The following is a 24,363-nucleotide window of genomic DNA, read 5'->3' on the forward strand; positions in this document are numbered from 1 at the left end:
CGGCTTCGAGACCGGCGACGGCGTTGGCAAGGCCGGCGCCGAGCGTATCGTGCAGATGCAGCCGCAACGTCATTTGCGGCCCGACCTCGCGTCGCACGGCTGCAACGATCTGGCCGATCAGCTTTGGGGTGGCGTAACCAACGGTGTCGGCAAGCCCGATCTCGTCGGCACGGGCCTCGGCAAAGGCGCGCGCCACCCGGCACACCGCCGCTTCACTGACCTCGCCTTCGAGCGAGCAGCCGAAGGAGGTGGAGATCGCGCCCATCAGCTGCGGCCGCTGCCCCACGGGCCGAGCGTCGATCGCGGCGCGAACCGCGCGAAATCCCTCGATCTGCTCATCGACCGTGCGGCGAACATTGGCCTGGTTGTGCGTCTCGCTCGCCGAGATGACGAAATAGATGGCGTCGACACCGGCGGCGATGGCACGCTCGGCGCCCTTCACGTTCGGCACCAGCGCACCGATGGCTGCCGATTTGTGCGTGAGCGCGTGCGCCATCACCGTATCGACATCGGCGAATTGCGGCACGACCTTTGGCGGCACGAACGAGCCGGCATCGATCTCGCGCACGCCGGCAGCAGCGATCGTGTCGATCAAGGCGCATTTGGCTTCGGTCGGAACGAAGATGTCGAGATTCTGCAGACCATCGCGGGGAGCGACCTCGCAAATATGGACATCCGGCGCGCGTGCCATCGGGCTCTCCCTCGGTCGATTGTATATTGTTGCATAAAAGAACAATCCATGGGACAGTCTGTCAAGCCCTAAACTTTGCGTGCACTGCAATGACTGCATCCGACAGTTCCCGACAGCGCGGCACCCGAACCGACGGTTCCGAACGCGCCGAGCACCTCGCCGGCCTCATCATGGCGTTCGCCCGGCGCGAAGGCATGAAGGCCGGCGACCGCTTGATCGAACAAAGGCTTGCCGACGCGCTGGACCTTTCACGCGCGCCGATCCGGCTCGGCCTCAAGGCTCTGGAGGCCGCGGGGTTGGCGCGCGGCGAGCCGCATCGCGGCTTTGTGCTGGCCAAGAATCCCACCAGCGGCGCAGCCCAACCGGCGCTCGCCGCAGTCAGGCGCAACGAGCAGGTTTATGCGTCCGTCGCAGGCGACGTGCTCGCGAGCCGGCTGCCGACCGACGTTACCGAGGCGGAGCTGATGCGCCGCTATGACGTCACGCGGGCCGAGCTGCAGCGGCTGCTGGACCGGATCGCCGCCGAGGGCTGGATCGCACGTCTGCCGGGCTATGGCTGGCGTTTCGCAGAGACGGTCTCGAGTCCCGAATCTCAAGCACAGGCCAAGGCGTTTCGTGCGGTGATCGAGCCGGCGGCAATCGCGCAGCCGGGTTTTGCCCTGCCGCAGGAAGTGATCGTACGTCTGCGCGAGCGCCAGCAGCGCGTCTTCGAAGGCGAGCTCGAGAAGATGACGATCGGCGAGATCTTTCACTCCGGCTGCGAATTCCACGAAGACATCATCCGCGGCGCCGGCAATCCCTTTTTTCTCGAAGCGCTCAGGCGGGTGAACTCGATCAGACGCCTGTTCGCCTATCGCAGCTTTGCCGACCGCGACGGCATGCGGCGTCACGTGCGCGAGCATCTGCGCTTGCTCGACATTCTGGAAACCGGGCGTTATGCCGAAGCGGCGGAACTGATGGCCAAGCACCTGCAACGGCCGCTGGTGGCGGGCTTGTCGTGATGCTCAAGCCAGGATTCCCTGGACCCGCCATCCGATCTTGATTCCGCTCAATCGTTCTGGCGCCCGTTGGTGCTAGAGGCTTGCTTTGCAAGGGCGTGGAGCGGACGTTTGTGGTTGACCGGCGACAGTTCATCGGGGCCGCGCTCGGGTTGCCCGCGGCTGCGATCGGCGGCTTCCCTGCCGCAGGGGCAACGATGACCTATGACGAGGCAGTGACGACGTCTCGGGCTCCGCTGCAGGCCGTGCCGAGGGATCGCGAGCTCGTGCGCTTTGCCATCCTCGCCGCCAACAGCCACAACACCCAGCCGTGGATCTTCTCCGCTCGCGGCAACGAGATCGCGATTGCACCGGACTTCACGCGCCGCTGCCCGGCCGTCGATCCGGACGATCATCACCTCTTCGTCAGTCTCGGCTGCGCCGCCGAAAACCTCATCCTCGCCGCATCCACGCTGGGCTGGTGCGCCGATCCGGTCATTGACGGCGACCGGATCGTGATCGCGCTCGAGCAGGCCCCGCCGGCCGCATCGGCGTTGGCGGCCGCGATTCCGGTCAGGCAATGCACCCGCGCGGCGTTCGACGGCAGGCCGGCCGCAACCGAGACCTTGCGCCAGCTCGAAAGCGCCTGCCGCGAACCTGATGTCGCGGCCATCCTGATGACCGAGCGTGTCGCGATCGCCGGGGTCACCGACTATGTGCTCGAAGGCAACTCCGTGCAAATGCGCGACAAGGCCTTCATGCGCGAGCTCGTGAGCTGGATTCGCTTCAACGAGACGGAGGCGCTCGCGACCATGGACGGGTTGTTCTCGCCCGCCTCGGGAAACCCGTCTCTGCCGTCATGGCTGGCACGGCCGCTGCTGAAGTTCTTCTTCACGGAGCGCAGCGAAAACAAGAAGTACCGGGAACAGCTCGCCAGCTCTGCGGGCGTCGTCGTGCTCGCGGCCGATCGCAGCGATACATCGCACTGGATTGCGGTCGGCCGCGCCTGCCAGCGCTTCGGCTTGCAGGCGACCGCGCTCGGGCTCAAATATTCCTTCGTCAACCAGCCGGTCGAGGTGGCGGCGCTGAGGCCGCAATTCGCGGCCTCAATCGGACTGGGCGAGCGGCGTCCCGATATCGTGATGCGTTTCGGGTACGGCCCGGACCTGCCGAAATCGCAGCGGCGTCCGCCGGAGCTTGTGATGCGATCCTAACGCCGAAGGCCGCCCAGGACCGGCGACTCGCCGGGCAGCATGTTCGATCTGATATCGCTGTCCATGCGACCCGAGTCCTGCTGGATGAAACCGGCGCCGAACGACAGACTGAGGTTGGAGGTCGGTTTGAACTCGACGCCCGCAAATGCGCTGGTGCCGGGTACCGCGCCCGACGTCAGCGGCGCCACCGAGCTGCCGATGCCATTGCCATATTTCAACGTCTCGAAGCCGGCAAAGAACGTCACGGGCAAGCCGCCAGCTGTCTTGGTGGTGTAGCCGAACTGCGTGCTGTCATAGGAGAGCGCGCTGAAATTGCCGGCAAGTCCGCTCTGACTAAGCCCGGTCTGACTCTGCCCGGTCTGACTGAGCCCGCTCCAATTGAGGTTGCCGCGCTGGCTGCCGACGAAGAAGCCATTCGCAAAATTAGTGCGCCCGCCTGCGTCACCGGCATTGAAGCTTGGAAAATTGCCGTAAGGATCCGAGCTCTGGCCATCGCTGCCGCCAAAGCCAAACGGTCCGCCCGGTATGACATACCTCAGCGGTGCAACTTGCGCATCAACGGAGGTGCCGCCGAGCCAGAGCACGGCGAAGATAGCTGCAAGACCGCATGAAGTTGCAAGGCGGGACATTCAGGTAACCTTCGAAAACCTCGCAAATCATACCCTCCGGCGATGAGGAATGCCAGCAAGGCTGCGCCGGCATCGCCTCAGCCGGGTTCCGGGATACCCATGCCGAAGGTGAGCTGATTGCCATCGGCATCAACGATGTCGAAATCGCGCATGCCGTAATCGCGATCCTCCGGCTGGTTGATGGCCTGGCGCCACGGCCGGACAATTCGGCATAGAGCTGGTCGACGTCGCGGACGAAAATGCAGAGGCCGCCCTGCCCGGGCAATCGTTTCGTCCTGGCCGCTGCAAGCAGATGCAGAGCGACAACGTCGCGGCAGAGGCAGGCATAGGACAAGGGCGCACCATATTCGAAGGTGACCTCGAACCCGAGCACGTCGCGGTAATAGGCGAGGCTCGCGGCGATGTCGGAGACGACGAAAACGATGGCGGAGCCGGCCATCATGGGATGTTCGTCGGTCATCTGTCCTCTCCAAGTCGCGAGCAATCTCCCGCACGCAGCCTAGCATGCGCGCCCGAGGTCTTGCACGGGTCGCGCCGCAACGTAAGCTGGTCATGAAGCGGGCCCTCTTGCCGCTGACGATGCCGCATCTGACGGAACGGACTGACGATGTCTGGCGGCTGATCGGCGATGGGCCCTTGCGGCCGCCCGCGAAGTCTTGCGCAAGGTCGAGCGGCAGTTGAAGGTGCTGTCCGATGAAAGCATGGAGAACTCGGTGACATCTGACGATCCGGTTGTATACGAGCGTCTCGACGACATCGCCCGCATCACGCTGCGCCGCTCGCCCGTCAATGCGCTGAGCCTCGAGATGATCCGCGCAGTTGTTGCCGCCTTCCGCCGCGCTGCGGACGACGACGGCGCACGCGTGGTCGTGCTGGCGAGCGCAATTGCAAAACGTTTTTCGGCGGGCCTCGACCTCGACATCCTGCTTGGCAGATCCGGCGCCGAGATCCGGGAATTCCTCCAGGCGCTCTATATCGACCTTTACGATGCCCAGTACGGGCTCGGAAAGCCCTCGATCGCCGCGGTCGGCGGTGCGGCGCGGGGCGGCGGCATGACCATGGCGGTGTCCTGCGACGTGGTGCTGGCAGCCGAGAGCGCGACGTTCGGCTATCCCGAGATCGACGTCGGCGTCATTCCCGCGATCCACTACGCGCATCTGCCGCGCATCGTCGGACGACACCGCGCCTTCGAGCTGCTGTTCACCGGCCGGGTCTTCAGCGCCATGGAAGCACGCGATCTCGGCGTGGTGAATCGCGTCATCGCGGATGCGGAGCTCGAGGCCGAGGTCGCGAAGCTCGCTGCGCAGTTCACCGGCAAATCAGCCGCGGTGCTGCGCATGGGCCGCGCGGCCTTCATGCGCCAGATCGATCTCGACTATCGCCGCAGCATTGCAAGCGCCGTGGACGATTTCTGCAACGTCGCGACGTCGGATGAGGCGCAGGAGGGCTTGAGGGCGTTCGTGGAGAAGCGGACGCCGAAATGGTGAGGACAGCAGGCCCCGCGCGTGTCGGGGCGCCGCGCGTTCAGGCGGTCCTGTCGACGGAGGACGACGTGTCGGCCGGCGGATATTTCGTCACCGGCACCATGAAGGATTTCGTGCCGACCTGGTAGATGACCTTGCCGTTCTGCCCGTCATCGGTCGCGATTTGCGTCTGCCCGAACATGATGACGTTCTTGTAGACGTAGCCGGTGCCCTGGCGCGTGACGCCGTCGGTGGTGACGCTGACCTGCGCTTCCTTGCCATTGACCGCGAGCACCTTGAAGCTCGCGCTCTTGCCGTTGGCGCTGGAATAGCCGCCCCAGCTTCCCATGAGGCGGCTGTCGGAAGCCGGCGGGGCCTGCTTCTCGAGATTCGCGGTCTGCTTGCCGGCGCCCCCGAAGGAGAACAGCATCACCATGTTCTTGCCGTCCTTGGTGCCGACCGTGACCCCGCCAAAAGTGATAAGTGTGCCCTGAACCTCGGCAAAGCCGCGCTCGGTGTGCCCGTTATGGGTGTACTCGACCTGCGCCCGGGCGCCGCGGATGTTCACGACCTTGAAGCCGACGGGCTGGTTGTTGCCCACCCAATTGCCCTTCCAGTCGCCGACCAGAGCACTCTGGTGATACAGCCGCTCGTTGGCGGGCGAAATCTGGTTGGTGCTCGATGTGACGGTGGCCATTGGACTGCTCGGAGACAGGTCTGACAAACCCGCTTTCGTTCGCCTCAGCAGATGTCAGGGTGCTGGCTCGAAACGGACAGAAACCACGCGATTAGGGACACGCGCCGGTTAACGATCGATTAATTTCAACTGCCGGGTGCGGTGGGGCAAATGATCTCATCTTGGGTAGGCGCGGGCATCGTCCGGACAACCCGAGTTCTAGAAGGCGAGCCTCAACCCGCCGCGCCCGCCATAAACCACACTCGAGTCCGACGCCTTCAGGTAGTCGCCAGAGACGAAGAAGCTGGCCGCGCCTCGGCTGAGCTCGAGGCCGCCTCCGCCCAGAACACCCCAGATCGTGTCGGCGCCCGGCGTTGCGAACGGAATGGCCTGGCCGAGCAGCGTGGCGTTCACCGCCGCACCGCCCACCCGTTGCGCGCCGAGCACGCCAACGCGGAGGCTCCCGGTGATCACCGCAAAGTCGGCGCTACGGATCGTTCCCGATAATTTCAGCTCAGCGCGCTCCTCGAGCTCCGACAGCCGGCGTCCGCCCACCGTCAGACTCGCCGTCGAAGCGCTCTCGTTGTAGCCGCCGAGGTTGCCGGCGAGATAGCGGATGCGTCCCACCGGGGTCAGCCGCCACGTCGTGCCGCCCATCTCGCCCAGCTCGATGTGACGCCCGAGACCGAGTTCGGGGATCGCGTACAAGCCGGCGTAGTCGCCCAGGGCAGTCTCGATCCCGGTCGGCGCCAGATTGTTGCTGACCACGCGGGAGCTATGTCCTGACAAGCGGCCGAGCTGGATCATCATGTCGAGGAAGGTGTCGCCGAACGTGCCGCGGGCGAAGGCGCCGCCGAACGCGACATCCGAGCTGACGCCGTTGAGATTGAGATCCTCCGTGCTCCGCATGGCGCCCGCGCCGACGAACGCGCCGAGACGAAAGAACGGATTGGCCTGCCAGTCTCCGCCGATGAAACCGCCCTGGAAGCGATTGACGGTGTGGAGCAGCGGGCCTGTTGCCGATTGATCTCGCTCGCCGGCGAAGCCGCGCGCCCACATGCTCACTCCGCCGCCATAGACGGCCGTCGGCCCCTGCGGCGTCATCACCGCGGCGAAGGCCTCGCGCGCGCCCTGCGCCGGTCTGACCGCCGTGGCGTAGCTCATCGCCGGTCTCGCAGCGGGCGGAGGCGGCTCCGCCAGCGGCAGCGCCGACGTCACCGCCGCGGAGAACGCCAGGATGTTGCGGTTGGTCGCCGCGAAAGGCGTGGGATCGACCGTGACGGCCCGCGATCCCTGCACGATGTAAGGCCCCGCCGAGGTGACGGTCACGCCCGCGAGCGAGTTGAAAGTGTAATTGAAGTTGCCACCGCGGAAATCCACCCTATCGGCGCCGCCGCCGAGATCGATGCGGCCGATGATCCGGGAGCCGGCGAACGAAGTGAGCGTATCGGCCGCAGAACTTAAGGAAATCGCCAGGCTGCTGGTATTCGCCGCCGCTATCAGGCCGGCATTGCTGATATCGGCCCTCAACGCATAGATCGCCGAAGCGCCGGGATCGCTGACCGACACCGTGCCGGTGTTGAAGAGCGTGAGATCGACGGTTGTGATCGCAATGCCCCGCCCCGCGATCGTGCCGGAATTGTTGATCGCGGCGATCCCGGCATCGATCGCAACCGCGTTGGAGAGGATCGCGCCGGAATTGTCGATAGTCGCCGAGCTCACCGAAACGGCGGAGACGCTTCCCGAGACGGTGCCGCTATTGACGAGCTTGACGCCAGAAAACGAAGCGATGCCGTAGGAGCCGCCGGAAATGCTGCCGCTGTTGGTGATGTCGCCGGCCCCGACGAGGTTGATGGCCCGCAAATTCCCGACGATCGAGCCGGAGTTGACGATGGTCGCGCTCGCGGCACTGAGGCCGTCGGAATTGCCGCGCACCAAGCCTGAATTCGTCAGCTTCAGGCTGCCGCTGAGATCGATGCCGGGGCCGCCGGTGGCGGTGATGGAGCCGGAGTTGGCGATGGTGGCCGTGGCGCCGTGAACACCTGACGTCACGCCGCTGATCGATCCGGAATTGGCCAAGGTGAGGGCCGTAACATCGATCGCCGCCGCGGTGGCCGCGGCGATCGAGCCCGAATTGGTGATGGCGGCGGTCGGTGCGAAGATCGCCGTCGTCTGCCCGCTGATCACGCCCGAATTGACCAGCGCGAGGTTGACGAATGCATCGATGGCGGTGCCGCCGGTGCCGCTGATCGTGCCCGAATTGACGATGTTGCCAACGTTGGTGAAGATGCCGAACTGGCCCGAAACGCTGCCGGAATTGTCGAGGTTCAAGGTGAAGCCGGAGGTCCCGATGCCGATGCTGGCGCCACTGATCGTGCCGCGATTGGCGATCGTTGCGCCCGCGGAATCGACGGCGGTGCCGCCGGACAGGATCGTGCCGCTATTGTCGATCGTCGCGCCGTTCACCGACAAGGCGGCATTGTCGCCATACACCAATCCGCGGTTCGCGAGCTTGACGGTGGAAAACGAGAGAATGCCGTAATTGCCGGAAATGTTGCCGCTGTTGGTGATGTCGCCAAAGCCGCTCAGGCTGATCGCCTGGCCGGACGTGCCGACGATCAAGCCGGAATTGGCAATGGTCGCAGTCGCCGCGTGGACACCGTTCTGGCTGCCTTGCACGGATCCCGAATTGGTCAACGTCAGGCTGCCGCTGAGATCGATGGCGGTGCCTCCGCTCGCGAAGATCAGGGCGGAATTGGTGATCGTGGCCGTGGCGCCGAGAACGCCGGACGTGACGCCGCTCACCGTGCCGCGATTCAGCAGGCTCCCGGTATTGAAGGTGATGCTCGCGGCACCCGCCGTGACCGTGGCGCCGGTGTCCACGGTGACGTTCAGATTGGTGAAGCCGGCACCGCCGTAGCCGCCCGCCGTCGCGCCAGTGCAGACGGCCGACACATCGTTTCCGGCCGCGGGCGTGCATGCGGCTTCGGCCCGTGCCGTCAGCAGCATCGAGACGGAAGCGCAGGCGGCGGCGATCGCCACGCAGCGTGCTGCTACGGCGCCAATTTTCGAAGCCATGTGTGCTGGGAATGATGCGGCAATTGCGTGTGCGAGATGGGAAACGAAGAGAAACGAACACTCAACTCTTAGGTTGCTTTGCAACGGCCGGCAATCGAGTTGGAACCGGGTCGAACGCGGCTCGCCCGGGTTGTGGCTAATCCGCCACAAAGCCGACTGCGACGCTACCGTCATCGCGATCGTCGCCACGAGACGGCAGCGAGCATTGGCGACGTAGCACGCCGCTCAGCGCCCCCAGCGGTCCGACCAGATCTTCTCGCCGATCAGGCAGTTGACGCGCGGCTCCTTGTCGGCGACGGGCATCACGGGGCGCTCCGGCGTGCGGCCGGCGACCTCCATCAGCAGCTTGGTGCGGATCGCCTCCTTGAACTTGTCGCGGTCCTTGATCGTGATGACGAAGGAGCCCGGACCGCCGATGACGCAGTCCTCGTAGTAGAAATCGAGATTGTCGATATCCATGGTCGAATAGGACGGCTCCTTGACCATGATCGGCAGGCCGTTGATCACGACGCCCTTCTCCAGCGCGGCGTCGCGCGCCACCGTGACCGGACCGCCATTGTTGTTGGGGCCGTCGCCGGAAATGTCGATCACACGGCGCAGGCCCCGATAGGGATCCTCGTCGAACAGCGGCATCGCGAACGTGATCGCACCGGAGATCGAGGTGCGCGAGGCGCGCCGGATCGGCGTCTTCATGATCTCGGCGGCGACTGCATCCGCCGTCTCCGGGCCGTCGATCAGCCGCCAGGGAATGATGATCTTCTGGTCGCTCGAGGCGGCCCACTCGAAATAGGTCACCGCGATCCGGCCGTTCGGTCCGAGCTTCAGCGCCTGAAGAAATTCCTTCGACTGGATCGCCTGCGCATAGCCTTCGCGCTGGATCGCGAGTTCGTCCATGTCCATGGAGTAGGACACGTCGACCGCGAGGATCAGCTCGACGTCGACCGTCTGCGCGTCCCTGTCGGCCGCAAACCGCTGCGGCTGGTTCTTTGGCGGTTCAAATTTTGGTCCTGGTGCCGCGATGCCCGCGACGTCCCCTCCGGCAAACATGCCGGCAACCAGCACAGCCCCGATCGAGAACAGCAAACGCATCGCAGTCTCCCGTCGTATGACGCGATGGTGACATGCAATCGCCGAGCCGCAAAGGGCGAAGATCGCTTGCGCTTCACATTCGAGTTAGGAAGCTGCGGGTCGGGACTGTGCACGCCCTTGCGCGAAGCTGCCGCCGTGTTGCCGCGCTCGCGCCGCTGGAACGCGCCAGATTGCTCGCATCATCGGGGCCCGCGTTGCGCAAAGCCGGAACGACGAGCCGCGGGACAGAGCGCCCCACCTACTTGTCCGGCCCGATTTCCATGCTAGGTTGGCCATACAGATGGGGATGGAGTCCCCCGATAACCGCCCGCCGGTCGATGACCGTGGTGGGCTGATGACTCCTGCTTGAGGAGGGGCAAACTTTGGGCCTCTGCCTTCGGCGGGAGCATGGACAAACCCGCCGATGGCGGGTTTTTTGTTGTCTGGCGACGAAAGCCGGGAGAAGGCGAAGACGTGACGACGACGACACCGAATGCTGCACGTAGCGCCCTACCCAGAGGGATCTGGGTGCTCGGCTTCGTCTCGATGCTGATGGACATCTCCTCCGAGATGATCCACGCGCTCCTGCCGGTCTATCTCGTCACCGTGCTCGGCGCTTCCACGCTCACCGTCGGCTTCATCGAGGGCATCGCGGAGGCGACGGCCTCGATCACCAAGATCTTTTCCGGCGCATTGTCCGACTGGCTCGGCCGGCGCAAGCTGCTCGCAGCGCTCGGCTACGGGCTCGCGGCCTTCACCAAACCGCTGTTCCCGCTTGCCCCCAGCGTCGGATGGCTGGTGGCGGCGCGCTTCATCGACCGCGTCGGCAAGGGCATTCGCGGCGCGCCGCGCGATGCGCTGATCGCCGATATCGCGCCTCGCGGCCTGCGCGGGGCGAGCTTTGGCCTGCGGCAATCGCTCGACACCATCGGCGCCTTCGTCGGACCGCTCGTGGCGATCGGCCTGATGTGGTGGACCGCTGACAATTTTACCGCGGTGTTCTGGGTGGCGGTGCTGCCGGCCTTCTTGTCGTTCGGCTTGATCGCGTTCGCGGTGAGCGAGCCGGAGCCGGATCCGAGCCGGGAGCCTGCAGGGAATCCGCTCAATCTCGCCGCGATGCGGCAGCTCGGCACGGTTTATTGGCGCGTCGTGGCCGTCGGCGTCGTCTTCACCCTCGCGCGCTTCAGCGAGGCTTTTTTGATCCTGCGGGCACAGAATATCGGGCTCAATGCGATGTGGGTGCCGGCGGTGCTGGTGCTGATGAACATCGTCTACGCGCTGTCGGCCTATCCGGCCGGCGTGCTCTCGGACCGGATCAACCGGACCGGCCTGCTCGCGCTCGGGCTCGTTTTCCTCGCGTGTGCCGATCTTGCGCTGGCGCTGCTGCCGAGCCTTGGCGGACTCGCACTCGGCGTCGCGCTGTGGGGGCTGCATATGGGACTGACGCAAGGCCTGCTCTCGGCCCTCGTCGCCGACGCCGCGCCGCCCAGCCTGCGCGGCACCGCGTTCGGCTATTTCAACCTGTTCACCGGCCTTGCCTTGCTGGCCGCGAGCGTGATCGCCGGCGCGCTGTGGGACGCCTATGGTCCGGCAGGAACGTTCTTTGCGGGGCTCGGCTTCGCGCTGGTCTCGCTCGTGGGACTATTGGCCGTCGGCAACGGTCTGGCAGCGGAGGACAAATGAGGATGAGAGGTCGTTCGTCGTGCTGAGCGGAGCAATCGCCATCATGGTCGGCAGCGTGCTCGGCGGCTGCGCACGCTATTTCGTTTCCGGCGTGATCGCGCGGCGGCTGGGCGAGACGTTTCCGTGGGGCACCATGACCATCAACGTCACCGGTGCCTTCCTGATCGGCATTTTCGGCGCGCTGGCGACCCATCCCGGCTCGGCCTTCGCCGCGCCCAATCCGTGGCTGTTCGCGGTGACGGGATTTCTCGGCTGCTACACCACGGTGTCCTCGTTCAGCCTGCAGACGCTGACGCTCGTGCGGAGCGGCGAACCGATGCATGCGCTCGGCAATGTCGTGTTCTCGGTCGGGCTCTGCCTTGCCGCCGTCAGCTGCGGCTTCCTCCTTGCGGACGGTCTGGGAGGCTAACGCGATGGCATTTGTCGAAGCGTTGGCCAGGCCGCGGCTTCACCTCGCCCCGCTTGCGGGGAGAGGTCGGAATCTCCGTGAAACGCAGATTCCGGGTGAGGGGGACTCTCCGCGAGTCCAACTGCCACCTCCCTCGTGGAGAGCCCCCCTCACCCCGACCCTCTCCCCGCGCGCGGGGAGAGGGAGAAGGGCTAGAGGCCGATGAACTCTCCCGCCGAGCGCTGGCGCACTGCGATGCTTTACGGCTGGGTTGCTGTCGGCAGCATCGTCGGCGGGCTGACGCGCTATCTCGTCGGGCTCGCGCTCGACACCGGGCCGGGCTTTCCCTTCGCGACGCTGTTCATCAACGCAACGGGCTCGCTGATCATCGGCTTCTACGCGACGTTGACCGGCCCCGACGGCCGTCTGCTGGCGCGGCCCGAGCACCGGCAATTCGTCATGACCGGGTTCTGCGGCGGCTACACCACCTTTTCGACCTTCAGCCTGGAGACCTTCCGCCTGTTCCACGGCGGCATGAGATACACCGCGCTCGCCTATATCGCGGCGTCGGTCATCTGCTGGCTGGTGTCGGTGTGGGCAGGCCATATGATGGCGAGCCGCTACAACCGCTTGACGAGGAACTGACCATGCAAATCCCCAATCAGGCAGTTTCGCTCCGGATCTTCATCGGCGAGAGCGACCATTTCGACGGCAAGCCGCTTTATGAAGCGATCGTGATGACCGCGCGCGAGCGGCACCTTGCCGGCGCCACCGTGCTGCGCGGCCCCATGGGCTTCGGCAAATCGAGCCGGCTGCATACGTCGAAGATCCTGCGGCTTTCTGAAGATTTACCGCTCTTGATCGAGATCGTCGACAGCGAGGACAACATCAACGCATTCCTGCCCATCCTGGATGGCATGATGTCGAGCGGGCTGATCACCTTGGAGAAGGTGCAGGTCCTGCAATATGGTGCGAAGGCCGCAGGCTGATCGCTGCGGCGGGGAACTCGAGCCCGCCGTGTCCGGGAGGCGGAATGAACAATACTGTCACCAAGCCGAAGACGCGGACCAGGACCAAGGTCGAGCGGCCGAAGCTGCACAAGGTCATCCTGATCAACGACGACTACACGCCGCGCGAATTCGTCACCATGATCCTGAAGGCCGAATTCCGCATGACCGAGGATCAGGCCTACAAGGTGATGATCACCGCGCACAAGCTCGGCGCCTGCGTCGTCGCCGTGTTCACCAGGGACGTCGCCGAGACCAAGGCCACCCGCGCCACCGACGCCGGCCGCGCCAAGGGCTATCCGCTGCTGTTCACGACGGAGCCGGAGGAGTAGCGGCGCTATCTGCCCGCTTCGGGTCAATTTTAGCGATCCGCGCTACCGCAGGTTCAATCTCCTGTGTCACCACAACGCGATGACAGTCGCACTGCGCAAACAGCTCGCGCTCGAGCCCGCCCGCCCCGAAACCTCGTTCGGTCCGTTCAAGCTCCTGCATGCCCTGCCCTGGCTGATCCTGGCGGCTGCAATGCGGGTGATCGCGTTCGGCGGCGGCGCCGTGGCACTGCCGGCCATCATCGTTTCCGACATTTCGGTGCTGCTGGCGTTCTTTGCGACGGCACGACAATCGATCGAGGCGGCCGGCGGCCAATCCTCGCTCGGCACGCTGACATTGGGCGACCAGTTCAAGCTCTCCTTCTCGATCCTGTGGCGGATCATGCTCGTGATGATCGCTGCGGCGCTCAGCGCCGCAGCGATCGGCTATGAGGCTTCGTATCATCTGATGGCAGGCCTCGACGGCATGGCATTCGACCAGTTCACCCATCCCGGTCGATTCTGGAGCGCATGGATCGCCGCACTCGTGCTGCTCATGATCGTCCGTGCCGAGCGCGACGACGGCAAGGTCGCCCTGTTTGCCGCCATAGGCGAATTCGCGCGGCGCGGACTGTGGCTCGGCGCCGCCGTCATCGTCCTCGGCAGCGTCAACGTCGCCCTCGCCTATGGACAGGAAACGGTGCGCAGCGCGATTTGGAATTTCTGGCAGACCTCGTCGGCGACCCAGTTCAGCAAGAACCTGATCTATTTCGTCTTCATCTTCAGCTTTGCCATGCTGCGGCTGTGGATCACTCTGACGATCCTGACGCTTGGGCTGAGGCAGTCGTATGTGCGCGCTGATTAGTTCCGCCGACGGTGCCGTCCGCTAGGCCATCACAACCGGTGTCTCCTCGCCGAGCCCGTACACGCGCTGCGCCTTGGAAAACCCCGCGATCGGAAACTCGCCGAGCTCGCGCCAGTCGTGGCGGCAGACATTGGCAAAACCTTCCGAGGCAACGACCGTCCGCCCCAGGCGGCCCGTGATCTTCTCGAGCCTTGCGGCAAGGTTCACGGCGGGACCAATGCAGGTGAAGTCGAGGCGGTTGCCGGCGCCGATATTGCCGTAGAGGATGTTGCCGACGTGCAGCGCGACGCCGAAGCGGAAGCGCTCGACGGCCTCGCCAACCGGAAAGGCCAGCGCCTCGACGCTGGCGCGGGACTCGCGCGCCGCTTCCAGCACGCGCGTGCAGACATGGGCGGCATCGCCGACATATTCGTCGATCGGGAACACAGCGAGCAGGCCGTCGCCCATGAATTTCAGCACTTCGCCGCCATGGCCGCGGATCGCAGTGACCTGACAGTCGAAATAGTGATTGAGGATCTCGACCACGGTCTCGGCCGGCAGCCGGTCCGACAGCGCGGTGAAGCCGCGCAGATCCGACAGCCAGATCGCGGCCTGCATGGTGTCGTTGTGACCGCGGCGGATCTGGCCGCCGAGGATGCGCGCGCCGGCGCGGTTGCCGACATAGGTGTCGAGCAGCATCTCGGCGGTGCGGCGCAGGCTGATGATCTCGCTGACGCGCGCCAGCGGCGTCACGATAGAGCGGATCGCCGCGATGTGGTCGTCAGTGAAGCCGCCGGGATGCCGTGTCACCCAGCTCGTCGCGTGGACCGAGCCGTCGAGAAACGGCATCGGCACCGCGATGTAGTCGGTCGCTCCTTCGGCGCGCAGGTCGTCGAGGATCGGAAACCGCTTGTTGTCGGGATCGCCGATGCGCCCCCTGACCTCGATCCCCTGCTCGAACACGATGCGGAGCGGGCTCGCGGCGAATTCGGGCGTGTCGAGGATCTCGAAATCGACGGTGCCGATCTCGACCTCCTCGCCCTGCCGCCAGATGAAGTTGCGGCCGAAGATCTCCGGATGCAGCGTGCGGATGAAGATGCCGAACCGCCAGATTGGCAGGCCGGCTTCGACCAGATGCTCGCAGACGTCCGCGATCATCTCGGCCGGGGTGCCTGACGACCGCGCGCCGTCGATCAGCCAGTTGGTGATGCGCTGGAGCTCGGAGCTTTGCATGCCCGCATTTGCGGACGAAGTTGTAGCGCCGTCAAGCTGCGCGGTGGGCTAGTACCGCGACATCAACGCCCCACCTGCCCGCGATCGCGCAAAAAGTGGTCGGCGAGCACGCAGGCCATCATGGCTTCGCCGACGGGGACGGCGCGGATGCCGACGCAGGGGTCGTGGCGGCCCTTGGTGAAGATTTCGGTGTCCGCGCCCTTGCGATCGACGGTCCGGCGCGGCTGCAGGATCGAGGAGGTCGGCTTCACCGCGAAACGCACCACCACCGGCTGCCCCGTGGATATGCCGCCCAGCACGCCGCCGGCATGGTTGGACAAAAAGCGCGTGCCGTCATTGCCGGTGCGCATCTCGTCGGCATTCTCCTCGCCGGTCAGCTCGGCGGCGCCGAAACCGGCGCCGATCTCGACACCCTTCACCGCGTTGATGGTCATCATCGCGCCCGCCAGATCGGAATCGAGCTTGGCGTAGATCGGCGCGCCAAGGCCGGCCGGCACGCCTTCAGCGACCACCTCGATCACCGCGCCGATCGAGGAGCCGCTCTTGCGGATGCCGTCGAGATAGGTCTCGAAGAACGCGGCCTTGTCCTTGTCCGGGCAGAAGAACGGATTTTTGGCGATCTCGTCCCAGTCCCACTTCGCACGGTCGATCTTGTGCGGGCCGATCTGCACCAGCGCGCCGCGCACCTTCACGTCGGGCAGCACCTTGCGCGCGATGGCACCGGCGGCAACGCGCGTCGCGGTCTCGCGCGCCGAGGAGCGGCCGCCGCCGCGATAATCGCGCAGGCCGTATTTGGCCTCATAGGTGAAGTCGGCGTGACCGGGCCGAAACTTGTCCTTGATCTCGGAATAGTCCTTGGAGCGCTGGTCGGTGTTCTCGATCAGGAGCCCGATCGGCGTGCCGGTCGTCACCTGCACGCCGGTCTCCGGATGCGTCATCACGCCGGAGAGGATCTTGACCTGGTCCGGCTCCTGGCGCTGGGTGGTGAAGCGCGACTGGCCCGGCCGGCGGCGATCGAGGTCCTGCTGGATGTCGGCCTCGGTGAGCGGGATCATGGGCGGACAGCCGTCGACCACGCAGCCGATTGCCACCCCATGGCTCTCGCCGAAAGTGGTGACGCGGAACATGTGGCCGAAGGTGTTGAAGGACATCGCTGCTCGCTGGCTCGGTTCCGGCGTGTGGTAACGCGCCCTCGATGGAGGGTCAAATGCGTACCACATTCGTCATGGCCGGGCTTGTCCCGGCCATCCACGTTCTAGCTGCCGCGAGCGCGAAAGTCCGTGGATGCCCGGGACAAGCCCGGGCATGACGGCGGAGATTGGGGCGGCACCGTTAGCTATGCTTCTCCAGCCGGCCGTCGCGGAACACGTAGACGGCGCCCTGCTCGATATAGAGCTCGGCGGCACTGACGGGGGTCTCCAGGCCGAGCGACACCATCAGGGCCCGGCAGGTCCCGCCATGGGCGACCGCGACGATGTCGGTCCGCAGCTGGTCGTACCAGGCGCGAACGCGGACCTGCACGTCGGCATAGGTCTCCCCGCCGTCGGGGCCGACCGTCCATTTGTCGGCGAGGCGTCTGGCATAGACGCCGGGATCCTTCGCCTCGCTCTCGGCCAACGTCAGACCTTCCCAGACGCCATAGCCGATCTCGCGCAGGCGATCGTCGAGCGCGTAATTCGCCACCGGCAGCTCTAACTTGGCGCGCGCGAGTTCCATGGTCTGGCGCGCACGGCCGAGCGGGCTCGACACATAGGGTAACGCCGCCTTGTCGCGGCCCTCGCGCTTGAACAGATCGGCGAGAATGCTGCCGGCCTGCACGGCCTGACCGCGTCCACGCGCGTTCAGCGGAACGTCCTTGGTGCCCTGAAGCCTCCCGAGCGCATTCCACTCGGTCTCACCATGGCGAAGGTAATAGATCGTGGGCACGGGCATTCCGGATTTGAGGCTAGTCCTTGCCGCCGAACGAGATGTCCGGCGCGTCCGGGCGCTTCATGCCGAGCACGTGATAGCCGGAATCGACGTGATGCACTTCGCCGGTGACGCCGCGCGAGAGGTCGGAGAGGAAATACAACGCACTGCCGCCGACGTCCTCGGTCGACACGTTGCGCCGCATCGGCGCGTTGGCCTCGTTCCACTTCAGGATATAGCGGAAGTCGCCGATGCCGGACGCCGCGAGCGTCTTGATCGGACCTGCCGAGATCGCATTGACGCGGATGTTCTTCTCGCCGAGGTCGGCGGCGAGATAGCGCACGCTGGCCTCCAGCGCCGCCTTGGCGACGCCCATCACGTTGTAATGCGGCATCCACTTCTCGGCGCCGTAATAGCTGAGCGTGATCAGCGAGCCGCCGTCGGTCATCAGCTTCTCGGCGCGCTGCGCCACGGCCGTGAACGAGTAGCAGGAGATCAGCATCGACTTGGAGAAATTCTCCTGCGTGGTGTCGACGTAGCGGCCGTCGAGCTGCTCGCCATAGGCGATCGCGTGCACCAGGAAGTCGATCTTGCCCCATTTCTCCTTCAGGACCGCGAACGCGGCATCGATGGTCGCGGCATCCGTGACGTCGCAATGGCCGAGCACGAGACCATCGATCTCGGCGGCGAGCGGCTCGACGCGCTTCTTCAGCGCATCGCCCTGATAGGTAAAGGCGAGCTCGGCGCCGGCGGCGTGGCATGCCTTGGCGATGCCCCAGGCGATCGAGCGGTTGTTGGCAACGCCGAGGACCACTCCGCGCTTTCCTTGCATCAGACCCGAATTCTGCGCCATTTTTGAACGTCCCGTCGAACTCTTGGTGAGGTCTGGAGGTACACCAGCCCTCCCCTGCGGTACAGCCCTAATACGCCGCGTTAACGCTGTTTCGAGCGCCGGAATAGCCGTTCCGTTCGGGTGTTATGATCGCTATAGGCGCTCGCGCCTGATACCAGGACGTCAAGACCGCAATGAGTGCGTTTCGCCAGAGTGTGGAAGCCATGATCCCGGCGTTGCGCCGCTACGCCCGCGCGCTCACGCGCGACGCGGACGCGGCCGACGATCTGGTGCAGGACACGCTGGTGCGAGCACTGCGTTCGGAGCGATTGTTTCTCGGAGGCGACGTCAGGAGCTGGCTCTACACGATCCTGACCAACCTCAACAAGAACCGGCGGCGCTCGCTGGCGAGGCGGCCGCAGTTCATGCAGCTGACGGAGAACAATCCGGATGCCAGCGGCACCGAAGCCGAAGGGCGCGACATCGAGAGAGCACTGGCCACGCTCGTCGAGGAGCAACGCTCGGTGTTGCTCCTGGTCATGCTGGAAGGCATGAGCTACCGCGAGGTCGCCGACATCCAGGGCGTGCCGATCGGCACCGTGATGTCGCGCCTCGCCCGCGCCCGCGCCCACGTCAAGGCCTCGCTGGAGGGCGAGCGACCGACGCTCAGGCGGGTGAAATGATGGCAGGGTTGATGCATCGCGTGTCATCCGCCAGCAGCATGAAGATGAGCTACGCGACGTCGAGCTTTGAACGACATTTAAGGCCACAGAGCCAGAGACGATTGATATGAACGACCGCAATATCCCAGTGACCGAGGACGAACTGCACGCCTATGTCGACGGCGAGCTGCCGGCCGAGCGCCGCGCCGACGTCGAGGCCTGGCTCGCCGCCCATCCTGAAGAGGCCGAGCGCGTGCAGTCCTGGCGCGCCATGGCGGAGATGCTGCACGCCCGCTACGATGCCGTCGCCCAGGAGCCGGTGCCGGCCCGGCTGGAGCTCGAGCGGCTGGAACGCCGCCCGCGGCAATGGCTCTATGGCGCCGCGGCGGCGGTGCTGGTCGCCTTCGTCGCCGGCGGCGCCGCCGGCTGGGTCGGGCATGGCGCCGCCAATGCCCCCTCCACCTTCCGGAGCTTTACGGCGGACGCGCTCGACGCCCACCGCCTCTATGTCGTGGAGGTCCGCCACCCCGTCGAGGTCGGCGGCAATGAGCGCGACCACCTGCAGGCCTGGCTGACCCGGCGCTGCGGCTGGACCGTGTTCGCGCCGAACCTGGAGGCGAGCGGGCTGAAGCTCGTCGGCGGCCGGCTGTTGCCGGGACCGAACGGTCCGGCCTCGTTCCTGATGTATGAGGGCGCCTCGGGCGAGCGCTACACGATCTACACCGCCAAGACCGAGAATGGTGCGACGCAAATGCGCTACGCCAAAACGGACAAGGACGGCGCGTTGTTCTGGGCCGAGCGCGGCGTCGGCTACGTCGTCAGCGGCGGCGGTGATCGCGACCGGCTGACCCGAGTGGCGCAGGCGGTGTATGATCAGGCCGAGAAAAACGGCACCTAGACAGCCGCTCGAGGGCGGTGCCTAGATTCCGTCATTGAAAATTTGGAATGAAGACATCGGCGCGTCTCATTATCGCACCGGATGATCACGCGAAAATGAGCAGCGTTCGATCCGCCGATCGACGCGGGCGGCCTCGATTGGGGTTTTTGGTACCGCGCTGGTCCCCCTCTCGAGGCCGCACCTTTTTATCGGCTGCCCCGCCGGGCAACCGACACGTCTCGAACGTCAGCGTCGAAGCGCGAGCCGCGCTTCAGGCGTATGTTGAGCATCATCCTTTTGGGAAGAGAATGCTCCGATCGTCGGGATGACTCGGCTAGCGCCCTAGCCGAGCCCGCTACGTGGATTGTAGGGGTGTTGGTCCCGCCACTTCTCCATCAATGCTTCAAGCTCGGCGTCGTTCCCGTCCGGTAGCATAATCCTGATGGTGACGAAGAGATCCCCGGTTCCGCCAGATTTCGGCAATCCCTTACCTTTGAGGCGGAAGGTCCGGCCACTGGAGGTATTTTTCGGAACCGAAAGCTCCACGGCATTGCCGAGGGTGGGCACGCGGACCTTGGCTCCGAGCACCGCCTCGTAGAGCGTCACCGGCAGATCGATCCGCAAGTCGGCGCCCTCGACCTTGAAGTGGGCGTGCGGCGCGATGTTGATGGTGATCAGGAGATCGCCGGGCGGATGGCCCTGCGCGGACTCGCCCTGTCCCCGGAGCCGGATCTGCTGGCCCTCAGTGACGCCGGCCGGAATCTTGACGTTGAGCTCCTTGCCTGTCGGCAGCCGGACGCGCTTCTCGCCGCCCTTGACCGACTCTTCCAGCGAGACGGACATGGCGACATTCACGTCGAGATCGAGCCCGACGCCGCCGGTGTCGAATTCGAACTGCCCGGCGCCGCCGGCCCCAGGCCGGGCGCCGCGCATCCCGCCGCCGAACATGCTGTTGAGGATATCCTCGAACGCGCCGCCGCCCTGGCCGGGACCGCCGCCGGAGCGGAACGTATAGCTTTCGAACCCGCCGGGGCCGGCGCGGCCGCGCGGCCCGCCACCGCCCGGAAAACCCTGGAAGCGCGGCTTGCCGTCGGCGTCGATCTCGCCGCGGTCGAACTGCTTGCGCTTGTCCTCGTCGCCGATGATCTCGTTCGCCGAGTTGATCTCGGAGAAGCGTTCGGCGGCCTTGGGGTCGTCCTTGTTGCTGTCGGGATGATGCTTCTTGGCAAGCTTGCGATAGGCGCTCTTGATCGCGGCAGCGCTGGCGCTCCGCGGCACCCCCAAGACCTCATAGGGGTCGCGCATCCGTCACGTCTCCTTCAAGAAATCGAATTGTTCAAAGGGCTCCCCGCCCCACCTGCAATCCATGTGGGGAGAGAGTGGCATTTTTGCAACTAGGGGCGCGCGCCGAATCCTAGCTCCGCCACGGCTTTAGCGTATGAATCTCCCAACGGCCACGGGTGCTTTGGCAGCCGGCGCCCTGGAGCCAGCTTTCGGTCGCCCCGTTGACGTAGCTCGCCAGGAAATCGCGGCATTTGCGGCCGTCCTCGGCGGCATAGGACTGCGCGATCGGCGTCACCGAACCGCGCGCGCCGGTCTCCGGATTCTCCCAATGCTGGCTGGAATCCCTGTCGCCCTTGCTAAGGACGTCGGAGGCGGCGTTGCGGGCGAAGGCGAGATCGGTCTCGGTCGGCGGGGCGTCCTTCGCCGGCCGCGCGATCGAACCGGTGAGGTCGCTGTCGTCGGCCCTGGCGTAGGCACTCTTGTCATTGCGGGAAAAGCTGCATCCTCCGGCACCGAGCCCGATGAGAATGATCGTCATGACAAAGCCGGACGGCCGGATCGCCGATAGGCCAACGGGTCCCCATGCCCTATATAGGGCGGTAGCGGACGACAACGCGTTTTGGGCCGCGGGACGCAACTCGGACTCCAGACATGACCGACACGACCTCGATGAAACACCAGACACCCTTAACATCCGGTGATTTCACCGCCGCCGACGAGCCATTTGCGCTGTTCGAGGCCTGGCTGAACGAGGCGATCAAGAGCGAGCCGAACGATCCGAACGCCATGGCGCTCGCAACCGTCGACCCCGACGGCTTGCCTGACGTGCGCATGGTGCTGATGAAAGGCTTCGATACCGAGGGTTTTGTCTTCTACAGCCACATCGCCAGCCAGAAGGGCCGCGAACTCGCCTCAAATCCTAAGGCAGCGTTACTTTTTCACTGGAAGTCGCTGCGCCGTCAGGTCCGCATCCGCGGCAACGTGACGCCGGTGACCGAGGCCGAGGCCGACGCCTATTTCGCCACCCGACCCAAGCAGGCCCAGATCGGCGCCTGGGCGAGCAAGCAGTCGCAGGAGCTGGAAAGCCGCTTCGCCTTCGAACAAGCCATCGCGAAAGTCGCGGCCAGATACGTCATCGGCGAAGTGCCGCGGCCGCCGGGCTGGAGCGGCTGGCGCATCACGCCCTCGCGGATCGAGTTCTGGCACGACCGCCCGTTCCGCTTGCACGACCGCATCGAATTTCGCCGTGACGCGGCGGGCCAGAAGTGGTCCAAGACGCGGATGTACCCCTAAGCTTTAGGCCGACCTGAAAGATGTCCATGCCGCATTCGTCCAATGCGCCGCGCCGCACACTGCTCCTGACCGGAGCCAGCCGCGGCATCGGCCATGCCACCGTGATCCGCTTCTCCTCGGCGGGCTGGCGCGTCATCACCTGCTCGCGGCATCCGTTTCCGGAGGACTGCCCGTGGGACGCGGGGCCCGAGGACCACATCCAGGTCGACCTCGCCAACCCCGCGGATACCACGCGCGCGATTTCCGACATCCGCAACCGGCTCGAAGGCGGCACGCTGCATGCGCTGGTCAACAATGCCGCGATCTCGCCGAAGGGCGCGGGCGGCTCCAGGCTCGGCTCGGTCGACACCGATCTCGACACCTGGACGCACGTCTTCCATGTCAACTTCTTCGCGCCGATCATGATGGCGCGCGGGCTGATCGAGGAATTGAAGGCGGCCAAGGGCTCGGTCGTGAACGTCACCTCGATCGCGGGCTCGCGCGTGCACCCGTTTGCGGGCGCCGCCTACGCCACGTCGAAGGCCGCGCTCGCATCGCTGACGCGCGAGATGGCCTCCGATTTCGGCCGCGTCGGCGTGCGCGTCAACGCCATCGCACCGGGCGAGATCGACACCTCGATCCTGTCGCCCGGCACCGAGAAGATCGTCGAGCAGCAGATCCCGATGCACCGGCTCGGCACGCCCGACGAAGTGGCCAAGATCATCTACGTGCTGTGCACGGACACCTCGTCCTACGTCAACGGCGCCGAGATCCACATCAACGGCGGCCAGCACGTGTAGTCCGTTCGCGTCATTGCAGTGACGCAACAAGGGCGACAACCTCGCTCTCTCGTGTCCCGGACGCGTTGCGGCACGCAGTGACGCTGCGCAGAGCCGGGATCCAGGGGCGGCTCGGCACGCGGCGAGGTGGGCCCCGACTCTGCAGCGCACCGTCCACCCGGACGATGCTTCGCATCGCCGGGATGACGCTGCGCTGCGTCCGGGGCACGAGAACGGAGTGTGGCGCACATTGCGATGCTCCAGTGCACATCCCAGCGGCGGTGCCCGTAGGGCAAAGGCGCATGGCGCCGTGCCCACGAATTTAACCAATACGGGAGAGTGGTGGGCACGCTGCGCTTTGCCCACCCTACGACATCGAGATTGTGGCACGCAGCTCAAGTAGCAGACACGGCATCGCGGCCTCGCGGCGCAATTCGCCCGAGCTTTGCCTGGTCTCGCTACCCTCTAAATCCAAGAGGGCGCAGGGAAGGCCGGGTGCCCAGCTCGCACCCGCGGTCTGCTGCGCAATAGGCACACGCAGAAGAACCGCACAGCAGCATACAGGTGTGGCCAATCACTCGGCCTTCCCTGCGCAGTGGCTGGACGGCTTATGCCGTGATCTCCCGGGAGCCGACCATTCCTTCTGGCCTCCCTCGCCCCGCGAATTGATGATGCAGTCTGCCCGGTTGGGCTCGCTCGCACCTTCGCAGGACTTGACCGTAGCAACGACGGCCAGGACCACACGGTTTTGCCGTACGCACGGCCCGCCATTTCGCCGCAGTTTTCCCGAGCCCTGTCGACAAAGCTGGAAACTTACAGACGAGACGAAGCCTGACAGCGCCGCTCGTCGCACGAAGCCTCGGGCTCACAGGGACACCCCGCCCTGCCCGCGCCTCTCGTGCCGACGCTGCCGCGTCCACCGCAAGCCCGGCTCGCGATGCGTGACGACACATGATCGCCCCTCTTGGTGAGCCGGGATGGGCAACACATACGCCGAAACCGAATTTCGGTAAAGTGGAATATTTTCGGCGACGAGGATTGACAGAGCGCGACACAGGTCCCGCTTTCGGCTGGATGGGCGGTTCAGTCGCTCTCCAGCGCACCCGCCAATCGGACGTCACAGCCGATTGCCCTGAAGAGAAAGGGAAGCAAGGCGATCCAGACAACGCCGCCGCAAGACCTGGATCGCCCTCGCCTTCCGTTCCTCAATCGATTCGAATCCGACGTGACCTGTCGCGCGGCCGCGGAGCGGCCGTGCTGAATGCGGTCGAGCAGTCGTCGTCGTTCTCACCGTCGAGCAGCGGAGCACCACAGTGCCGGCACATGCGTGCCGACATCGACGACGCCTTGCCGCTCGCCAGGACCTGACGATAGTTCGCCAGGTCGATGACGTTGCGGGGCGACGTTATGTGTTTTTCAACCATGGTTGTTCCTCGCGGCTACGCACTGCTTATCGCAGACAAGTTTCGCGCAAACGTTCAGCCCACCGC

25 protein-coding genes, 1 pseudogene and 1 riboswitch are annotated in these 24,363 nt (G+C 65.4%); of the genes and pseudogenes, 13 read left to right on the forward strand and 13 right to left on the reverse strand.

Annotation, left to right across the window (positions count from 1 at the left end):
• A pseudogene (locus tag IC66_RS0133340) lies at nucleotides 1–691 on the reverse strand (hydroxymethylglutaryl-CoA lyase); the annotation flags it as partial.
• A gap of 194 nt (nucleotides 692–885) precedes the next feature.
• Here IC66_RS0133340 and IC66_RS0133345 point away from each other — a divergent pair.
• Both IC66_RS0133345 and IC66_RS0133350 read left to right on the forward strand, forming a co-directional pair.
• Nucleotides 886–1,692, forward strand: a complete 807-nt coding sequence (locus IC66_RS0133345) for a GntR family transcriptional regulator (RefSeq protein ID WP_244429205.1) — start codon at nucleotides 886–888, stop codon at nucleotides 1,690–1,692.
• A 110-nt stretch (nucleotides 1,693–1,802) separates the two neighbouring features.
• Nucleotides 1,803–2,882, forward strand: a complete 1,080-nt coding sequence (locus IC66_RS0133350) for an Acg family FMN-binding oxidoreductase (RefSeq protein WP_390887155.1) — start codon at nucleotides 1,803–1,805, stop codon at nucleotides 2,880–2,882.
• Here IC66_RS0133350 and IC66_RS0133355 read toward each other — a convergent pair.
• Both IC66_RS0133355 and IC66_RS0133360 read right to left on the reverse strand, forming a co-directional pair.
• A complete protein-coding gene (locus IC66_RS0133355; protein WP_038950553.1) occupies nucleotides 2,879–3,511 on the reverse strand; it encodes a hypothetical protein in 633 nt (210 codons plus the stop codon). The genes IC66_RS0133350 and IC66_RS0133355 overlap by 4 nt on opposite strands.
• Complete coding sequence (locus IC66_RS0133360) at nucleotides 3,438–3,971, reverse strand: VOC family protein (protein WP_244429206.1); 534 nt, start codon at nucleotides 3,969–3,971, stop codon at nucleotides 3,438–3,440. Before IC66_RS0133360 ends, IC66_RS0133355 begins: the two co-directional genes overlap by 74 nt.
• Nucleotides 3,972–4,224: 253 nt before the next feature.
• Here IC66_RS0133360 and IC66_RS0133365 point away from each other — a divergent pair, with 253 nt between their 5' ends.
• Entirely contained in the window at nucleotides 4,225–4,998 is a 774-nt protein-coding gene (locus IC66_RS0133365; protein WP_049806705.1) for an enoyl-CoA hydratase/isomerase family protein, read from the forward strand.
• 37 nt (nucleotides 4,999–5,035) lie between these two features.
• Here IC66_RS0133365 and IC66_RS0133370 read toward each other — a convergent pair whose 3' ends face one another.
• The 3 genes from IC66_RS0133370 to IC66_RS0133380 form a co-directional block, all read right to left on the reverse strand.
• Nucleotides 5,036–5,671, reverse strand: a complete 636-nt coding sequence (locus IC66_RS0133370) for a hypothetical protein (protein WP_028144198.1) — start codon at nucleotides 5,669–5,671, stop codon at nucleotides 5,036–5,038.
• Nucleotides 5,672–5,869: 198 nt separating this feature from the next.
• Nucleotides 5,870–8,692 carry an autotransporter outer membrane beta-barrel domain-containing protein gene (locus IC66_RS0133375; protein WP_038950555.1) on the reverse strand — a complete coding sequence of 941 codons (2,823 nt, stop codon included), beginning with the start codon at nucleotides 8,690–8,692 and terminating at the stop codon, nucleotides 5,870–5,872.
• Between the two features lie 261 nt (nucleotides 8,693–8,953).
• The gene (locus IC66_RS0133380; protein ID WP_028144196.1) at nucleotides 8,954–9,817 is read right to left on the reverse strand and encodes a DUF1194 domain-containing protein; all 864 of its coding nucleotides are present in this window, start codon (nucleotides 9,815–9,817) and stop codon (nucleotides 8,954–8,956) included.
• Between the two features lie 273 nt (nucleotides 9,818–10,090).
• Nucleotides 10,091–10,168, forward strand: a riboswitch (Fluoride riboswitch).
• A gap of 102 nt (nucleotides 10,169–10,270) precedes the next feature.
• Between IC66_RS0133380 and IC66_RS0133385 the strand changes: the two genes are divergently transcribed.
• The 6 genes from IC66_RS0133385 (at nucleotide 10,271) to IC66_RS0133410 (ending at nucleotide 14,047) form a co-directional block, all read left to right on the forward strand.
• A complete protein-coding gene (locus IC66_RS0133385; RefSeq protein ID WP_028144195.1) occupies nucleotides 10,271–11,479 on the forward strand; it encodes an MFS transporter in 1,209 nt (402 codons plus the stop codon).
• Between the two features lie 19 nt (nucleotides 11,480–11,498).
• Complete coding sequence (gene crcB / locus IC66_RS0133390; RefSeq protein WP_028144194.1) at nucleotides 11,499–11,888, forward strand: fluoride efflux transporter CrcB; 390 nt, start codon at nucleotides 11,499–11,501, stop codon at nucleotides 11,886–11,888.
• A 201-nt stretch (nucleotides 11,889–12,089) separates the two neighbouring features.
• Nucleotides 12,090–12,512, forward strand: coding sequence for a fluoride efflux transporter CrcB (gene crcB / locus IC66_RS0133395; RefSeq protein ID WP_038950557.1), 423 nt, complete (start codon nucleotides 12,090–12,092; stop codon nucleotides 12,510–12,512).
• Nucleotides 12,513–12,514: 2 nt separating this feature from the next.
• Nucleotides 12,515–12,856 carry a DUF190 domain-containing protein gene (locus IC66_RS0133400; protein WP_028144192.1) on the forward strand — a complete coding sequence of 114 codons (342 nt, stop codon included), beginning with the start codon at nucleotides 12,515–12,517 and terminating at the stop codon, nucleotides 12,854–12,856.
• Nucleotides 12,857–12,900: 44 nt separating this feature from the next.
• Nucleotides 12,901–13,206, forward strand: coding sequence for an ATP-dependent Clp protease adapter ClpS (clpS, locus tag IC66_RS0133405; protein ID WP_038950558.1), 306 nt, complete (start codon nucleotides 12,901–12,903; stop codon nucleotides 13,204–13,206).
• 79 nt (nucleotides 13,207–13,285) lie between these two features.
• Nucleotides 13,286–14,047, forward strand: a complete 762-nt coding sequence (locus tag IC66_RS0133410) for a hypothetical protein (RefSeq protein WP_038950559.1) — start codon at nucleotides 13,286–13,288, stop codon at nucleotides 14,045–14,047.
• A 21-nt stretch (nucleotides 14,048–14,068) separates the two neighbouring features.
• Here IC66_RS0133410 and IC66_RS0133415 read toward each other — a convergent pair whose 3' ends face one another.
• From IC66_RS0133415 to fabI, 4 genes are all read right to left on the reverse strand, one after another.
• Entirely contained in the window at nucleotides 14,069–15,259 is a 1,191-nt protein-coding gene (locus tag IC66_RS0133415) for an adenylate/guanylate cyclase domain-containing protein (RefSeq protein ID WP_038950560.1), read from the reverse strand.
• Between the two features lie 62 nt (nucleotides 15,260–15,321).
• Entirely contained in the window at nucleotides 15,322–16,410 is a 1,089-nt protein-coding gene (aroC, locus tag IC66_RS0133420; protein WP_038950561.1) for a chorismate synthase, read from the reverse strand.
• Between the two features lie 181 nt (nucleotides 16,411–16,591).
• Complete coding sequence (locus IC66_RS0133425; protein ID WP_038950563.1) at nucleotides 16,592–17,191, reverse strand: histidine phosphatase family protein; 600 nt, start codon at nucleotides 17,189–17,191, stop codon at nucleotides 16,592–16,594.
• Nucleotides 17,192–17,204: 13 nt separating this feature from the next.
• Nucleotides 17,205–18,020, reverse strand: a complete 816-nt coding sequence (gene fabI, locus IC66_RS0133430; protein WP_028144187.1) for an enoyl-ACP reductase FabI — start codon at nucleotides 18,018–18,020, stop codon at nucleotides 17,205–17,207.
• Between the two features lie 173 nt (nucleotides 18,021–18,193).
• Between fabI and IC66_RS0133435 the strand changes: the two genes are divergently transcribed.
• Nucleotides 18,194–18,682 carry an RNA polymerase sigma factor gene (locus IC66_RS0133435; protein WP_028144186.1) on the forward strand — a complete coding sequence of 163 codons (489 nt, stop codon included), beginning with the start codon at nucleotides 18,194–18,196 and terminating at the stop codon, nucleotides 18,680–18,682.
• 106 nt (nucleotides 18,683–18,788) lie between these two features.
• Nucleotides 18,789–19,559, forward strand: a complete 771-nt coding sequence (locus tag IC66_RS0133440; protein ID WP_028144185.1) for an anti-sigma factor family protein — start codon at nucleotides 18,789–18,791, stop codon at nucleotides 19,557–19,559.
• A gap of 321 nt (nucleotides 19,560–19,880) precedes the next feature.
• Here the strand turns inward: IC66_RS0133440 and IC66_RS0133445 are convergent, their stop codons facing one another.
• On the reverse strand, nucleotides 19,881–20,843 hold the full coding sequence (locus tag IC66_RS0133445) for a DnaJ C-terminal domain-containing protein (RefSeq protein ID WP_028144184.1): 963 nt from the start codon (nucleotides 20,841–20,843) through the stop codon (nucleotides 19,881–19,883).
• A 109-nt stretch (nucleotides 20,844–20,952) separates the two neighbouring features.
• The gene (locus IC66_RS0133450; protein ID WP_028144183.1) at nucleotides 20,953–21,360 is read right to left on the reverse strand and encodes an RT0821/Lpp0805 family surface protein; all 408 of its coding nucleotides are present in this window, start codon (nucleotides 21,358–21,360) and stop codon (nucleotides 20,953–20,955) included.
• 113 nt (nucleotides 21,361–21,473) lie between these two features.
• On the opposite strand from IC66_RS0133450, the gene pdxH reads away from it, so the two are divergent.
• Both pdxH and IC66_RS0133460 read left to right on the forward strand, forming a co-directional pair.
• Nucleotides 21,474–22,115 (forward strand): pyridoxamine 5'-phosphate oxidase, encoded by a 642-nt coding sequence (pdxH, locus tag IC66_RS0133455; RefSeq protein WP_038950564.1) that lies wholly within the window; start codon nucleotides 21,474–21,476, stop codon nucleotides 22,113–22,115.
• Between the two features lie 26 nt (nucleotides 22,116–22,141).
• Nucleotides 22,142–22,894 carry an SDR family NAD(P)-dependent oxidoreductase gene (locus IC66_RS0133460; RefSeq protein WP_038950565.1) on the forward strand — a complete coding sequence of 251 codons (753 nt, stop codon included), beginning with the start codon at nucleotides 22,142–22,144 and terminating at the stop codon, nucleotides 22,892–22,894.
• A 1,184-nt stretch (nucleotides 22,895–24,078) separates the two neighbouring features.
• On the opposite strand, the gene IC66_RS43870 is transcribed toward IC66_RS0133460, so the two are convergent.
• Entirely contained in the window at nucleotides 24,079–24,297 is a 219-nt protein-coding gene (locus IC66_RS43870; protein ID WP_038972668.1) for a hypothetical protein, read from the reverse strand.
• Nucleotides 24,298–24,363 lie beyond the last annotated feature (66 nt).

Source organism: Bradyrhizobium genomosp. III (assembly GCF_000261705.1).
In the GTDB taxonomy this organism is placed as follows: Bacteria; Pseudomonadota; Alphaproteobacteria; order Rhizobiales; family Xanthobacteraceae; genus Bradyrhizobium; species Bradyrhizobium ottawaense.

Excerpts from the sequence above, each read along its gene's own strand:
- pdxH (WP_038950564.1), top strand. The coding sequence starts at position 21,474 with ATGACCGACACGACCTCGATGAAACACCAGACACCCTTAACATCCGGT.
- IC66_RS0133355 (WP_038950553.1), bottom strand. The coding sequence starts at position 3,511 with ATGTCCCGCCTTGCAACTTCATGCGGTCTTGCAGCTATCTTCGCCGTG.
- IC66_RS0133425 (WP_038950563.1), bottom strand. The coding sequence starts at position 17,191 with ATGCCCGTGCCCACGATCTATTACCTTCGCCATGGTGAGACCGAGTGG.
- IC66_RS0133345 (WP_244429205.1), top strand. The coding sequence starts at position 886 with ATGAAGGCCGGCGACCGCTTGATCGAACAAAGGCTTGCCGACGCGCTG.
- IC66_RS0133360 (WP_244429206.1), bottom strand. The coding sequence starts at position 3,971 with ATGACCGACGAACATCCCATGATGGCCGGCTCCGCCATCGTTTTCGTC.
- IC66_RS0133380 (WP_028144196.1), bottom strand. The coding sequence starts at position 9,817 with ATGCGTTTGCTGTTCTCGATCGGGGCTGTGCTGGTTGCCGGCATGTTT.
- IC66_RS0133400 (WP_028144192.1), top strand. The coding sequence starts at position 12,515 with ATGCAAATCCCCAATCAGGCAGTTTCGCTCCGGATCTTCATCGGCGAG.
- aroC (WP_038950561.1), bottom strand. The coding sequence starts at position 16,410 with ATGTCCTTCAACACCTTCGGCCACATGTTCCGCGTCACCACTTTCGGC.
- IC66_RS0133450 (WP_028144183.1), bottom strand. The coding sequence starts at position 21,360 with ATGACGATCATTCTCATCGGGCTCGGTGCCGGAGGATGCAGCTTTTCC.
- IC66_RS0133460 (WP_038950565.1), top strand. The coding sequence starts at position 22,142 with ATGCCGCATTCGTCCAATGCGCCGCGCCGCACACTGCTCCTGACCGGA.
- crcB (WP_038950557.1), top strand. The coding sequence starts at position 12,090 with ATGAACTCTCCCGCCGAGCGCTGGCGCACTGCGATGCTTTACGGCTGG.
- clpS (WP_038950558.1), top strand. The coding sequence starts at position 12,901 with ATGAACAATACTGTCACCAAGCCGAAGACGCGGACCAGGACCAAGGTC.
- IC66_RS0133370 (WP_028144198.1), bottom strand. The coding sequence starts at position 5,671 with ATGGCCACCGTCACATCGAGCACCAACCAGATTTCGCCCGCCAACGAG.
- IC66_RS0133415 (WP_038950560.1), bottom strand. The coding sequence starts at position 15,259 with ATGCAAAGCTCCGAGCTCCAGCGCATCACCAACTGGCTGATCGACGGC.
- IC66_RS0133440 (WP_028144185.1), top strand. The coding sequence starts at position 18,789 with ATGAACGACCGCAATATCCCAGTGACCGAGGACGAACTGCACGCCTAT.
- IC66_RS0133410 (WP_038950559.1), top strand. The coding sequence starts at position 13,286 with ATGACAGTCGCACTGCGCAAACAGCTCGCGCTCGAGCCCGCCCGCCCC.
- fabI (WP_028144187.1), bottom strand. The coding sequence starts at position 18,020 with ATGGCGCAGAATTCGGGTCTGATGCAAGGAAAGCGCGGAGTGGTCCTC.
- IC66_RS0133435 (WP_028144186.1), top strand. The coding sequence starts at position 18,194 with ATGAGTGCGTTTCGCCAGAGTGTGGAAGCCATGATCCCGGCGTTGCGC.
- IC66_RS43870 (WP_038972668.1), bottom strand. The coding sequence starts at position 24,297 with ATGGTTGAAAAACACATAACGTCGCCCCGCAACGTCATCGACCTGGCG.
- IC66_RS0133445 (WP_028144184.1), bottom strand. The coding sequence starts at position 20,843 with ATGCGCGACCCCTATGAGGTCTTGGGGGTGCCGCGGAGCGCCAGCGCT.